Source organism: Azospirillum sp. B4 (assembly GCF_000333275.1).
In the GTDB taxonomy this organism is placed as follows: domain Bacteria; phylum Pseudomonadota; class Alphaproteobacteria; order Azospirillales; family Azospirillaceae; genus Nitrospirillum.
Genome location: NZ_BACU01000266.1, coordinates 15,868 through 29,508 on the forward strand (window position 1 = coordinate 15,868; position 13,641 = coordinate 29,508).

At 64.7% G+C, this 13,641-nt stretch carries 9 protein-coding genes and 1 pseudogene; 7 read left to right on the plus strand and 3 right to left on the minus strand.

The annotated features are described in order from the left end of the window. The first annotated feature begins 59 nt into the window (after positions 1–59). Complete coding sequence (locus tag I55_RS11510) at positions 60–521, plus strand: Lrp/AsnC family transcriptional regulator (protein ID WP_044560706.1); 462 nt, start codon at positions 60–62, stop codon at positions 519–521. Between the two features lie 214 nt (positions 522–735). On the opposite strand, the gene I55_RS34395 is transcribed toward I55_RS11510, so the two are convergent. Together I55_RS34395 and I55_RS11525 are read right to left on the minus strand one after the other, a co-directional pair. Then, positions 736–2,073 (minus strand): patatin-like phospholipase family protein, encoded by a 1,338-nt coding sequence (locus tag I55_RS34395; RefSeq protein WP_159107167.1) that lies wholly within the window; start codon positions 2,071–2,073, stop codon positions 736–738. A 295-nt stretch (positions 2,074–2,368) separates the two neighbouring features. Next, a pseudogene (locus tag I55_RS11525) lies at positions 2,369–3,324 on the minus strand (IS110 family transposase). Between the two features lie 348 nt (positions 3,325–3,672). Between I55_RS11525 and I55_RS11530 the strand changes: the two are divergent. From I55_RS11530 to I55_RS11555, 6 genes are all read left to right on the plus strand, one after another. Next, positions 3,673–4,719 (plus strand): retroviral-like aspartic protease family protein, encoded by a 1,047-nt coding sequence (locus tag I55_RS11530; RefSeq protein ID WP_044560698.1) that lies wholly within the window; start codon positions 3,673–3,675, stop codon positions 4,717–4,719. 163 nt (positions 4,720–4,882) lie between these two features. Next, entirely contained in the window at positions 4,883–5,857 is a 975-nt protein-coding gene (locus I55_RS11535) for an aspartyl protease family protein (protein WP_159107168.1), read from the plus strand. A gap of 89 nt (positions 5,858–5,946) precedes the next feature. Further along, on the plus strand, positions 5,947–7,026 hold the full coding sequence (locus tag I55_RS11540) for a retropepsin-like aspartic protease (protein WP_159107169.1): 1,080 nt from the start codon (positions 5,947–5,949) through the stop codon (positions 7,024–7,026). A gap of 142 nt (positions 7,027–7,168) precedes the next feature. Then, complete coding sequence (locus I55_RS11545; RefSeq protein WP_044560701.1) at positions 7,169–8,221, plus strand: retroviral-like aspartic protease family protein; 1,053 nt, start codon at positions 7,169–7,171, stop codon at positions 8,219–8,221. Positions 8,222–8,322: 101 nt separating this feature from the next. After that, positions 8,323–9,435, plus strand: a complete 1,113-nt coding sequence (locus tag I55_RS11550) for an aspartyl protease family protein (RefSeq protein ID WP_044560702.1) — start codon at positions 8,323–8,325, stop codon at positions 9,433–9,435. A 65-nt stretch (positions 9,436–9,500) separates the two neighbouring features. Beyond that, complete coding sequence (locus I55_RS11555; RefSeq protein WP_159107170.1) at positions 9,501–10,661, plus strand: pepsin/retropepsin-like aspartic protease family protein; 1,161 nt, start codon at positions 9,501–9,503, stop codon at positions 10,659–10,661. Positions 10,662–10,856: 195 nt separating this feature from the next. Here I55_RS11555 and gltB read toward each other — a convergent pair. Beyond that, positions 10,857–13,641 (minus strand): glutamate synthase large subunit (gltB, locus tag I55_RS11560; protein ID WP_044560707.1); only part of this gene is annotated, 2,785 nt, incomplete at its 5' end.

Here is a 13,641-nt window from a genome sequence, read left to right on the forward strand (position 1 = left end):
CCAGGGATGGGGGATTTTAGGAACATCGTTCCTGAGGGGCTGCGTTGGGGAGAATGACCATGGACGCCATCGACCGGCGCCTGCTGAGCGTGCTTGAAACCGACGGGCGCGCCTCGTTCGCCCAGGTCGCGGAGGCGGTTGGCCTGTCGAAGACACCCTGCTGGAACCGCGTGCAGGCGCTGGAGGAAAGTGGGGTGATCACCGGATACCGGGCGGACATCGACCGTGCCCGCGTGGGGTTGCCGTTGCTGGCCTTCGTCGACGTGGCCATCGACCTGGGCCGTCACCAGGCGTTCGAGGCGGCCATCGCCAACGTCCCCTCGGTGCTGGAATGCCATACCACCGCCGGCCCTTTCGACTATGTGCTGCGGGTGGCGGTGCGCGACGTCGGGGCGCTGGATGAACTGCTGCGGGCCGAACTGTCCCACCTGCCGGGGGTCAAGACATTCGCCACCCGCATCTGCCTGAAGACGGTCTTCCAGGCGCGGCCGCTGATGGCCGTGCCTGGTGCCGGGTCCTGACAACTGTGTGAGGCCCGCATTTCCGATCCCGAGAATAGAATGGCTGTCGCCACTCGCGAGGTTGGCGGCGATGAAGCGGAGATTAGAGCCGGCTGTGACGTCGATTTAACGCGGCCGGCTCTAACCATGCGATCCACATCGCCCGTGAAGGACACGGATGTTCGGCCAGAGCTTGGAATCCCATAGGTCGGGATTTCAAGCGACCGGGATCAGATCAGCCTGGCAAGCCTGTCTGGAGCTGTTGGATCAACTTCGCCCATTGACCGTTATTGACCCAATTTTCCACCAAGGTATCCGCAGCGGAGATCCAATCGTCAAGAGTGGCGGACTGATTGCTCCAGAACGGCGCCGCCGAGGTCAGCACGGGATCCAGGCGGAAATAGGTATTCGGAAAGTTCTCCTGCATTTCGACGGATGCAAAGAGGGTCTCCCCAGACGCGATCGTGGCATCCAGCGCGTTGATGCCGCTGTAGTTCATCCAGCCGTTGCCGTCGGAAATGATTCCCCCGCCCATATTCGCAACTGTTTGGTAATTCAGGCCGGTAGGCTCCGAAGACATGCCACAACCAATCGACACGATGCAGTTGATCGTTAGGGGCTCTTCGTTGTTCTGACTCCGCAATTCATTCTGCTGCTGTATGTAAAACAAGGCCGCCTGAGTCGGATTATTCGCCCAAACACCACCATCAAGGAAGTAATTGCACCCGGTGGGATCTTTCTGCATATCGCCGAACTGCAGGTCATAAGGCACGGGTGGCAGGACCATCGGGCAGGCTGATGTCATCAGGCAGGCCTGGAATACGCTGATGGATTCGGCGGTTGTGCTGTCCATCGCGGCGTTCAAAACCTTGGTTTCGTTGGTGATGATCGCCGGGCCCCATGGAACCTTCGAATTGTTGACCTGCGCCAATACCGGTTGGAACGTTTCCGGGGTTGGCAGCGGTGCGGTCAAGTTACCATTGAAGCTTGGAATGATCAGCGTCGTGGTCGTATCTGAGAGGTAGGCGACAGGGACCGCGTCGGGATTTATATTAGGAGTTGAACTGAGTCCAAAATCATATTTTGCTCCACCGCTTACGTTGGACGGCACCCAAACATCCACAAGGCCTTGCTGGATTTGATAGTAGCATCCCGCCCAGGTGGGGGCGCCGTAATTACTGGCAAGCACACTCGCCAATCCGGTGGCGGTCGTTCCGGTGGCGGTCTTGGTTACGCCGGCATTGCCAAAGGCGGTCACACCGGACGTCAACACATCAACGAGCGTTTTTTCACCCGGAAAAATTGACGACGCATTATTCACGTATAATTCCAAAGCGCCGTTGCCGGTCAGCGTGCTCCCCGACGACATGGGCACTGTCAATCCAACCGCCAATAGCCCCCCGGTCGACGTCCCGGCCACATAACCAAAGGTATCCGGAATTGAGGTGGTGAGGCTTTTCACGCCCGCCATTACTGGGTTCGTCACGGAGCCATCCAGATAAGACAGGATGCGGGCCGGGATGACGCCCATCATCCCGCCGCCGTCGATGGCCAGAATGTTTATACTAGGCATAATGATATCTCCGCTTGTCGTCAGTTGACGTCGAGTTCCGGCACGACATTCGTCACCGGGCGCTCTTCGGAGAGCATTTCTCATGCCATGCTATTATATAAGCATAATCAATACCTTATGATGTTTTGGACAGGCAGCCGATGGGTATCGGACGTGTCGGACATGTCCAAACTAGTTAACCCGAATTGGGCACAAGAGGACGCATCTGGCCGGTGGTGCCCACCGCGTGGCGTACGAGTGCCTCCCCCGTGGCGCTACATCATTCCTCAGCTTGGGGCCGGCGCTAGAGTATCCGTTATGTGCAAGCCGCTTTTTCCTGCCAGTGTGAGCCCTTTTTGAGGAGAGCGTTGGCGAGGACGACGAGCTTGCGCATGATGGCTGTGATAGCAACCTTGGGAGGCTTTCCGGCTGCGATCAACTGGGTGTATTTGGCGCTGAGGTCTGGATTGAATCGGGCGGCGACGAGGGCCGGCATGTAAAGGGCAGTGCGGACAGTGGCGCGTCCTGCCTGGATGAAAGAGCGCCCGCGCCACTGTCCGGACTGGCGGGTGATTGGAGCGAGCCCCGCGAGACTTGCGGCTTGGCCCGGTTCCAAAGTCCCCAATTCAGGCATTTCGACCAGCAAGGCGAATGCGGTTAGGAAACCGATGCCCGGAATGCTGGTCAGGATGGCGCACCGGCTGGCCATCGCGTCGCTGGCGGCGATACGGGCTTTGATGTTCGCGTCCAAGGCATCAAGGTGGCGCTCGATCTGCTTGAGGCGGTAGCGGTTCTGACGCTTAAGCAATGGCAAGGTCAGGTTCTTCTCACGGTTTTTCGCCGCGACCCGATCCTTCACCAGCGCCTCACGGGCGACCAACATCTCTTTTAATTCAATGATCTCATCGCTATTGCCCGGCTGGCTTCGATATCCAGGACAGCGCCCATGCGGGGCAGCATGGCGGCATCCAGACCGTCCGTCTTGGGCAGTTTCCCGGTCGCCTCGGCAAAGCGCCGGCGCCTGGNCGGGGATTGACCTTGGCCGCAGGAAGCCCCGCCCGGGCAAGCGCCCGCTCAAAGGCCCGGTGATAGGGCCCGGTGATAGGGCCCGGTGGGTTCGAACACCACCCGTGCGACGTCTTGGCCGCACCAGGCGACAAAGGCGGCATGACCGGCTTTGTCGTTGCCGAACCGCCGCTTGGCACCGTCGGACAGGCGATAGGCGTCCAGGGTGTCTTTCGAAACATCCACGCCGATGGTAACTTGGCTCATCTTTTCCGTGCCTCTGCTTGTCATACGGGGCTTTCTCCCCGGTATCCGTTCAGGCCAATGGAAAAGACGAGGGCGATCAAACTCTAACTCGGCTCGTTAACAGCCTGCGGTCACTCGATCCGTCCCTCGCCGCTGGGAGAGGGGTGCAGCCCTCTCCCAGCGATTCCATCGTCGCCCGTCGGCACGGAAATTCATAAGACAAGCGTGATGCGATCACGCGTGATCGCATCACGCTCGTAACCTGTTCATGATAGAGCGGATTTACACGATCAGGTGTCTCCACCTGATCGCGTTCCGCTCTAACACACGTCGCCGTCAAACGGCGCAGGCAAGAGGACCACGCGGGGCATGATGGGGAAACGGGCGGCGCGGCTGGGGGGCCTGGCGCTGATGGGGCTGGCACAAATGGCGATGCCCGCCGGTGCCACGACGCAATGCCAGTTCGGCATTGTGGCCAGCCTGCCGGTCACGATGAGCGGCAACCAGCCGCTGGTCGAGGGCAGCATCAACGGCCAGCGCGTGCGGTTCCTGGTCGACACCGGGTCGTTCGCCAGCCTGCTGTTCCGTGACGCGGCGGAAAAGCTGGGCCTGCGCCTCACCGCCCTATCGGGCGCCACCGTCTATGGCGTGGGGGGCGAAAGCAGCGTCATGGTCACGTCGGTGGACAGCCTGACCCTGGACAAGTCGTCGATGAAGAACCTGCGCCTGATCGTGACGGGGCAAGGCAAGACCGCCGATCAGCCGGTCACCGTGGCCGGTGTGCTGGGAGAGGACATGCTGCGCCAGTTCGACGTGGAAATGGACCTGAGCCACGGCCAGATCAATTTCCACCTGTCGCGCGGCGATTGCGACGACGTGGATCTGATCCCCTGGGAGGGGGCCTATACCGTCGCGGACTTTCCCAAGATCGGTGCGACGGTCCAGCATATCCGTCCGGAGGTGAAGGTGAATGGCCAGCCTGTTCGGGCCGAACTGGACTCCGGTGCCTATTATTCCATCCTGACCAAGCAGGACGCGGGCCGCCTGGGCGTCCGGCCGGACAGCCCCGGCGTGGTCCAGGCCGGCACGGCCGGCGGCATCGGCGCGCATGAGGAACCGGTGTGGATTGGCACCTTCGACAGCTTCACCATCGGTGACGAGACCATCCACCACCCCAAGATGCGCTTCGGCGACATCTTCAAGCACGGCACCGTCACGCCCGTCGGATCCCACATCCCCACCCAGGTCATCGAGACGGAGATGCTGCTGGGCGCGGACTTCCTGCGGTCCCACCACGTGCTGATCGCCCACAGCCAGGGGCGGCTGTACGTCAGCTATGTCGGTGGAACGGTCTTCCAGACGGACACGCCGGTGGCCGGAGCCACGGCCGCGCAACCGCCGTCCCCGAGCCCGTGAGCGATGGGGCAGCTTGCAATCCTGTGACGGATGGTTGCGTGAACCTGACGAACTGGCTACTCCTTTTAGGGGATCTATGGGGGATGGTTGCAAGATGTTGGGGCGAGGAAGTGTGGTCGCGCGGCTGTTCTCGGTCGTGATAGGGGTTCTGGCCGCCTGGCCGATGACGGCGGTCTCCGCCGCTGAAAAGGCGGCATCGGCCTGCAAGTTGCTGAAGGTCGGCACCTTGCCGCTGGTGATGGACGGCAACGTCGTGCTGGTGAAATCCGTGGTCAACGGCAAGCCCGCCTACTTTCGCGTGGTCACCGGCAGCAACGTATCGGTCATCAGCGTCCAGGCCCTGGCGCAGCTGGGCCAGGCGACGAAGGCCAAGGTGGTGGCACCGGAATATTTCAGCCTGGACTGGATGACGCTGGACACCCTGGAACTGGGGGACTGGGCGGCCAAGGATGTCCGCATCCTGTCCGGTCCCTATGGCACCCTGTCAGACACCTACGACGTGGTCGGCCTGCTGGGTATGGACATTCTCGGCAAGTTCGACGTGGAGTTCGACATCGGCCATGGCCAGATCGTGCTGTACCAGCCGCAGGGCTGCGACACCGCCGAACTGGCCTATTGGTCGAACAACTACAGCCTGGCGGAAATGGCGCCGGACCCGACCCCGCGCGCCCACATCCGCCTGTTCGCGACCCTGAACGGTCAGCAGATCCCGGCGCAGGTGGCCAGCGGTGTGTCCATCAGCCACCTGGACGAAGCCCTGGCCCGCAAGCTGGGCGCGGAAATTGTCCCCCCCGCGGACGACGCCACTCAGGATCCCACCAAGGGGCCCATCGCCGTACTGGATACGCTGGCCCTGGGCGACGAGTCCGTGCGCCACGCCAAGCTGCGGGTTTCCAACCTTTACAAGCAGTCGTCGGTCTGGCGTGGGCAGTTGCAGAACGTGTCCTATGACAAGGATCACGTCCCGCTGTACTTGGGCGTCGACTTCCTGAAGTCCCACCGGCTTTACATCGCCTTCAGCCAGCGCAAGATCTATTTCACCTATGAGGGCGGCGCCATCTTCCAGACGGTGGGGCCCGGCCTGACATCAGGCAGGGAGATCGACTCCATTTCCGATACGGGCATTGCCGGCAAATGAAGGCCAGGCCAGTCACGGCCGCGACAGCGGAATAATCCTGCAACCGGGTTGGGGAGCATACGGGCATGAGGTCGGTTTTGATGGGATGGATGCGTAGAACCTTGGGTCTGGCAACGGCGCTGTGCCTGGCGTCCCTACCCTTGGCCCCGCCCACCCACGCGGCGTCATCATGCAAGCTGGTGAAGGTGGCCGCCATCCCCCTGGAGATGGACGGGAACGAGGTGCTGGCCAGCGTCACCATCAACGGCAAGCCAGCCCATATGATCGTCGACACAGGAGCCTGGATATCGCTGCTGAGCCGATCCTCGATGGACTATCTGGGTCTGAAGGCCGTCGACGCCCAGGGCCAACTGATTGGTATCGACGGCACCAGCAGGCTGCTGCAGACCACGATGGACAGCCTCGAACTGGGTACCTGGCGTGGGAAAGACGTGCGCGTCTACGTCGGCGGCTATGGCTCCTGGCGCGGCGACACCGTTGGTCTCCTCGGCATGGACTTACTGGAACGATATGACCTGGAGTTCGACCTCGCCCATAAGCTGCTGAGCCTTTACAAGCCGGAGAAGTGCGACAATGACGTGCTGGCCTACTGGTCGGACAGCTACAACGTCACCGACATGGACGATGTCCGCGGCAACCGCGCCCGCATCCGCGTGCCCATCACCATCAATGGCCAGTTGATCCACGCCGAACTGGACAGCGGCGCCTCCCTTACCGTCTTGGACGAAGGCGTCGCCCGCCGCGTGGGCGTGGATGTCGCCGCCGGCGAGGCCGAGAAGGGTGGTGGCGGGCGGGGCGTCAACGGCCGTTTGGTCGAGGACCATATCGGCACGTTCGACACCTTCAGCATCGGGGACGAAACCATCCGCCACGCCAAGCTGCGGGTGGCGGATTTGTACAACCGTGTGGGCGAACGTTTTGTCGGCAGCCGCCTGAGCACGTCCTACAGCGATACCGATCTATATTTGGGCGTCGACTTCCTACGCAGCCACCGAGTCTATATCGCATCCAGCCAGCGCAAGGTCTATTTCACCTACCAGGGCGGCCCCGTCTTCCAGGTGATAGGCCCCCTGCGCGCCAGGGAATCCAACGGCGCTCCCGATGACGGCGGCCCGCAAGCCGCCCAAACCCCGGCCGCAAATCCGCCGGCAAAGCCGCAGGGACAGTAAACGGCCGCTTGCGCCGGCGTGGCCCCGTTCCCCTTGCTTCACACCTCGCCCCCACCCATAGTCCTTAATGATAGGGCACATCCAAACCGCCAGGGACATCACATCGGTGGGAAGCAGGGCCAAAGCGCTGAGAGTCTGCGCCATGCTGCTGGCGTGGACCGTCGTGCTGGCGTCCGCCACCGCCCAAGCGGCCCCCGCCTGCAAGCTGGCGCAAGTGGCCACCATCCCGCTGGAGCTGAACGGCAACCAGCTGCTGGCCAGCGCGACCATCAACGGCAAGCCGGCCCACCTGCTGGTCGACACCGGCGCCTGGATGTCCATCCTGAACCGTTCGTCCCTGGACTATCTGGGCCTGCACGCGGTGGACGCCGGCAGCGAACTGATCGGCATCGACGGCAGCAGCCGCCTGTTGCAGACCACCATGGACACGCTGGAGCTGGGCGCGTGGCAGAGCCGGGACGTGCGTGTCTATGTCGGTGGCTATGGCAAATGGGATGGCGACATCGTCGGCTTCCTGGGCATGGACCTGCTGGAGCGCTATGACCTGGAATTCGACGTCGCCCACAATGTGCTGAACCTGTTCAAGCCGGAGAACTGCGACGGCAAGGTCCTGGCCTACTGGTCGGACAGCTATAACCTGGTGGAGATGGAGACCATGCGGGGCGCCCGGTCCCGCATCCGCCTGGCCGTCACCGTCAACGGCCAGCCCGTGCACGCCGAACTGGACAGCGGGGCGGCCATCACCCTGATGGATGAGACGGTGGCCCGCCGCCTGGGGGTGGACGTGAACAGCGACGCCGTGCAGAAGGCCGATCCACTGCAGGGCGCCAACGGCTTTCGCATCGACAGCCATATCGGCGTGTTCGACAGCCTGGCCATCGGCGACGAGACCATTCGGCACGCCCGGCTGCGGCTGACCGACCTGTACGGGCGGGTGGGCGAGGCCTATGTCGGCAGCCGCCTGGCCACCTCGCAGGGCGATACCGACATGTATATCGGTGCCGATTTCCTGCGCAGCCACCGCGTCTACATCGCGTCCAGCCAGCGCAGAATCTACTTCACCTACCAGGGAGGGCCCGTCTTCCAGGTGGTCGGGCCCGCCATGGTATGGAACGGTGACGGCTCCACCGCCGCCGCCAGCAGCGCGCCGGCGGCCCGGCCGCCCGTGGTGGAAACGCCCCGCCCCAAGGAATAGCCCCCCCCATCGCCCGTCCCTTCCTTGCGGCGTTTACCCACGCGCCTGTCGCGTGCAAAAATGCCATCATCTGCCAGCAGGCGGGACGGATGGGGACAGGCATGCGGAACGGAAACGACGGGGCCGGCACGGCGCGCCGGCAGGCCAGGATGCTGGCCGCGCACGGGGTGATGACCGCGCTGCTCATCATGGGGTGGACGGGCGCGCGGGCGGCCGAAACCTGCCAGATGATCAAGGCCGACAGCCTGCCGGTGAAGATGGTCGGCAACCAGCCGCTGGTGCCCCTGCAGATCAACGGCCACCCGGTCCGTTTCCTGGTGGACACGGGCGCCTATCGCAGCGCCATCCAGCGCAACAAGGCCAAGGAACTGGGCCTGCCCGCGTTCACCAACACGGTGGGCTACATGTCCGGCGTGGGCGGCCTGTCGGAAATCCACAGCACCCAGGTGCAAAGTCTGACCCTGGGCCAGCAGACCGCGCACGACGTCCATCTGGTGCTCATGGGTGATAAGGACGCCAAGGAGGATGATCCAAGCGTCCTGGGCGGCGACATCGTCGGCATCCTGGGCGAGGACGTGCTGTCCAAGTTCGACCTGGAATTCGACCTGGCCCACGACGTCCTGAACCTGTACCAGCCCAGGGGCTGCCAGAACGCCTTTCTCGCCTTCTGGTCGGAGGCGGCCTTGATGGCCGAGATCGAGCCGCTGGACTACGACAGTCCCCACATCGTGCTATCGGTTGAGATCAATGGCCAGAAGGTCCGGACCCACCTCGACAGCGGTGCCACCCACTCGGTGCTCGCCATGGCCGCCGCCGCCCGCGCCGGCCTGACCCCGGACAGCCCCAGCACCAAACTCGCCGGAACAAGCCACGGTATCGGTTCCAAGGCCGTGACCACCTGGATCGGCACCTTCGATAGCATCACCATCGGGGAGGAAACGGTGCGCCATGCCAAGCTGGCGTTCAGCGACCTGCAGGGCGACGCCGGGGAGGAGGCGCAGAAGAAGGGCCTGGTTTCCAATGGCCGGGCCAAGACCGAAATGCTGCTGGGGGCCGACTTCCTGATGGCCCACCACGTGCTGGTCGCGCGCAGCCAGAACCGCCTGTACTTCACCCACAACGGCGGCCCCATCTTCAACGTCACCAACCGGAAGACGGAAACGGCCCCACCACCGCAACCTCCCGCCAGCGGACAGCTGCAAACCGCGCAATAGTTGCGATATGCTGGCCGACAATGCGGAATGGTGGGCTTCGCGCACGTAATCTATGGGGAAGAACCATGACTTTCAGCACATGGGCGCGGGCGTTGGGCACCGGCGCCGTCCTGGCGTTGACGATGACCGCCGCGCCGGCGCTGGCGGCATCGTCCTGCAAACTGACCAAGGTGGGCAGCGTACCCGTCACGCTGGAGGGTAACCAGCCCCTGGTCAGCGCCGTCGTCAACGGAAAGGCGGTGCGCTTCGTGCTGGACACCGGGGCGAACAGCTCCGTCATCAGCCGGCCGGGTGCGGCCCGCCTGGGGCTGCATGTCAAGGACAGCGGCGGCAGCATCACCGGCCTGGATGGGTCCAGCCGCCTGCTGCAGTCCACCATGGGAACGCTGGAGATGGGCACCTACCGGGGCGAGGACGTCCGGGTGTTCGTCGGCGGTTACGCCGACTTCGGCACCGGCAGCGACGTGGTTGGCGTGCTGGGCATGGATTTCCTGGAACGCCATGACCTGGAGTTCGACTTCGCCCACAACGTGCTGAACCTCTACAAGCCCGAGGATTGTGACGACGCGGTGCTGGCCTATTGGTCCAACACCTACAGCGTGGCGGAAATGGATGAGATCTGGCGCGGCCGCTCCAGCATCCGCCTGGTCGTCACCGTCAATGGCGAGCCCATGCACGCCCTGATCGACAGCGGCGCCACAGCCACCCTGCTGGACGCCGGAGCCATGCGCCGCCTGGGCCGGGACAAGGTGGTCGCGGGCACGGGCGCGCAGGTGGGCGGCACCGTCCGCAATGGCGCCGGCGACGTGAGCGGCAGCACCGATCCGGACCTGGCGGCCAAGGGGGCCGGCCCGCTGCGCGGTATCGGCGGACACGGCATCCCCACCCTGGTCAGCACGTTCGACACCGTCAGCATCGGTGACGAAACCGTCAAGAACGCCAAGCTGCGGCATCTGGCCTATCGGGACGACAAGGGCCAGTTGGTCACGGACGGCAACCTGACCGACGCCCTGGGCGGCGGCGTGGACATGATCCTGGGCGCGGATTTCCTGCGGTCCCACCGGGTGTACGTGGCCTACAGCCAGCGCCGTATTTACTTCACCTACAGCGGTGGCCCCATTTTCCAGACCACCGGCCAAGCCACGATCCGCAATCGTGACGAAGCGCCGGTGCCGCAGCCGCGGGCGCAGTCGCTGCAGGCCACCGGGGCCACGCCCAACGGCTGACCTCCTCCGAACCGCCACGCATATAGAAAAACCGCCACTGGAGGGGCACTCCGGTGGCGGTCGCGTTTCCGGGGGGCGGTGGTGGTTCCCGAGCGGAAACCCCCGTGCCCCCTCTCCTTCGTCCCTCTTCGTGGGGCTCCCTAGGCGGGAGGCGCCCCGGAGCACCAAGCCCCGGGGACGCCCGGACGGGAAGGTTTACTCGGCGCTCAGGGCCTGGGGCGGGACGACCGGCACCGCCAGGCGGTGCAGCATCTCCTTCGGGACCACCTGCCAGAAGTGGCCGCGCACCAGCGGCCAATCGTTCAGCAGGGTCATGGCCCAGCGGCTCTGCGTCCGCGCCACGTGCTCCTCGATCAGGGACACCAGCATGTCCTCGTAATGCTGGACCTCGATGCGCTGGAAGATGACGCTTTCCGGGTTGATGTGCAGCGGCAGGCTGCCCGTCTGGTCATAGACGAAGGCCATGCCACCGGTCATGCCGGCCGCGAAGTTGTCACCCACGCCGCCCAGGATGACCACCATGCCACCGGTCATGTACTCGCAGCCGTTGGAGCCGCAGCCCTCCACCACCACCGTGGCACCGGAGTTGCGGACGGCGAAGCGCTCACCCGCCTGGCCGGCGGCGAACAGCTTGCCCGCCGTGGCCCCGTACAGCACGGTGTTGCCGATGATGGTGTTCTCGTTCGACTTCAGCGGCGTGGCCGTCATCGGCCGGACGATGATGGTGCCACCCGATAGGCCCTTGCCGACATAGTCGTTGGCGTCACCGAACACCTCCAGCGTCAGGCCCTGCACGGCGAAGGCGCCCAGCGACTGGCCGGCGGAACCGCGCAGCCGCACCGTGCAGTGGCCGGGCTGCAGGCCGCTCATCCCGAACTTGCGGGTGATCATGGCCGACATCCGGGTGCCGATGGCCCGGTGCGTGTTCTGCACGTTGTAGGCCAGCTGCATCTTCTCACCGTCCTCGAACAGCTGGCGGGCGTCGCGGATCATCTGGGCGTCCAGCGTGTCCGGCACCTCGTTGCGGCCCACCTGGGTGCAGTACCGCGCGCTGTCGCCGGCCGGATCGGCCTGGGCCAACAGCGGGTTCAGGTCCAGGTCGTCCAGATGCACGGCGCCGCGGCTGACCTGGTGCAGCAGGTCGGTGCGGCCGATGACGTCCCGCAGGGTACGGAAGCCCAGGCTGGCCAGGATCTCACGCACCTCTTCCGCCATGAAGCTGAACAGGTTCACGACCTTTTCCGGCGTGCCCACGAACTTCTGGCGCAGCGCCTCGTCCTGTACGCACACGCCCACGGGGCAGGTGTTGCTGTGGCACTGGCGGACCATGATGCAGCCCATGGCGATCAGGCTGGCCGTACCCACGCCGAACTCCTCCGCCCCCAGCATCGCCGCCATGACGATGTCGCGGCCGGTCTTCAGGCCACCGTCGGTGCGCAGGGTGACGCGGTGGCGCAGGCGGTTCAGCGTCAGCACCTGCTGCACCTCGCTGAGGCCCATTTCCCACGGCAGGCCCGCGAACTTCACGCTGGTCTGCGGCGAGGCGCCGGTACCACCGACGTTGCCCGACACCAGGATGACGTCGGCACCGGCCTTGGCCACGCCGGCGGCGATGGTGCCGATGCCGGAGCGGCTGACCAGCTTCACGCAGACCTTGGCGTCGGGGTTGATCTGCTTCAGGTCGTAGATCAGCTGCGCCAGGTCTTCGATCGAATAGATGTCATGGTGCGGGGGCGGGCTGATCAGCATGACGCCGGGCGTGCTGTGACGCAGGCGGGCGATCAGTTCCGTCACCTTGAAGCCGGGCAGCTGCCCGCCTTCCCCGGGCTTGGCGCCCTGGGCCACCTTGATCTCGATCTCGCGGCACTGGTTCAGGTATTCGGCGGTGACGCCGAAGCGGCCCGAGGCCACCTGCTTGATGGCGGAGTTCCAGTTGTCGCCGTTGGCGTCCGGCTTGAAGCGCGCCGGATCCTCACCGCCTTCACCCGAGTCGGACTTGGCGCCGATGCGGTTCATGGCGACGTTCAGCGTGCCGTGCGCCTCGGGGCTCAGCGCGCCCAGCGACATGGCGGGGGTGATGAACCGCTTGCGGATGGCGGTGATGCTTTCCACCTCGTCCACCGGGACCTTGCCCTTGGAGGGGCGGAAGTCCAGCAGGTCGCGCAACTGCATGGGCGGGCGCTTGTGCACGCCTTCGGAGTAGCGCTTGAAGGTGGAATAGCTGTCGTTGGACACCGCCTGCTGCAGCAGGTGGATCAGGCCGCCTTCCCAGGCGTGCCGGTCGCCGCCCTTGCGGAACTTGTAGAAGCCGCCGATGGGCAGGGCCACGACCTCCTCGTTCCAGGCCAGGGCGTGCTGCTCCAGCACGTCCTTCTGGATGCCGACCAGGCCCAGGCCGGAGATGCGGCTGATCATGCCGGGGAAGTGCTCGGCCACCAGCGAGCGGGACAGGCCCACCGCTTCGAAGTTCAGGCCACCGCGGTAGCTGGAGACGATGGAGATGCCCATCTTGGACATGATCTTCAGCAGGCCTTCGTTGATGGCCTTCTTGTACCGTTCCAGGCACTTCTCCAGCGCCATGTCGCCGAACAGGCCACGCCGCTGACGGTCGGCGATGGCCTCCTGCGCCAGGTAGGCGTTGACGGTGGTGGCGCCCACGCCGATCAGCACGGCGAAGTAATGCACGTCCAGACACTCGCCCGACCGCACGTTCACCGAGGTGAAGGTGCGCAGCTGCTGGCGGATCAGGTGGGTGTGGACCGCGCCCGTCACCAGGATCATGGGCAGGGCGGCGCGGCCGGAGCCCATGGCCTCGTCCGTCAGGATCAGGTGGGTGGCGCCGCCGCGCACGGCGTCCTCCGCCTCCTGCCGCACGCGGCGCAGGGCGTCGGTCATGGCGAACTCACCGCCCTCCGGGTCGAAGGTGCAGTCGACGTCCGCCGCCGTGTCGCCCATGTAGCGGCGCAGGCGATGAATCCGC

What these genes read in the sequence shown, in the direction of transcription:
- I55_RS11510 (WP_044560706.1), top strand. Translation starts at nt 60, where the DNA reads ATGGACGCCATCGACCGGCGCCTGCTGAGCGTGCTTGAAACCGACGGG.
- I55_RS34395 (WP_159107167.1), bottom strand. Translation starts at nt 2,073, where the DNA reads ATGCCTAGTATAAACATTCTGGCCATCGACGGCGGCGGGATGATGGGC.
- I55_RS11530 (WP_044560698.1), top strand. Translation starts at nt 3,673, where the DNA reads ATGATGGGGAAACGGGCGGCGCGGCTGGGGGGCCTGGCGCTGATGGGG.
- I55_RS11535 (WP_159107168.1), top strand. Translation starts at nt 4,883, where the DNA reads ATGACGGCGGTCTCCGCCGCTGAAAAGGCGGCATCGGCCTGCAAGTTG.
- I55_RS11540 (WP_159107169.1), top strand. Translation starts at nt 5,947, where the DNA reads ATGCGTAGAACCTTGGGTCTGGCAACGGCGCTGTGCCTGGCGTCCCTA.
- I55_RS11545 (WP_044560701.1), top strand. Translation starts at nt 7,169, where the DNA reads ATGCTGCTGGCGTGGACCGTCGTGCTGGCGTCCGCCACCGCCCAAGCG.
- I55_RS11550 (WP_044560702.1), top strand. Translation starts at nt 8,323, where the DNA reads ATGCGGAACGGAAACGACGGGGCCGGCACGGCGCGCCGGCAGGCCAGG.
- I55_RS11555 (WP_159107170.1), top strand. Translation starts at nt 9,501, where the DNA reads ATGACTTTCAGCACATGGGCGCGGGCGTTGGGCACCGGCGCCGTCCTG.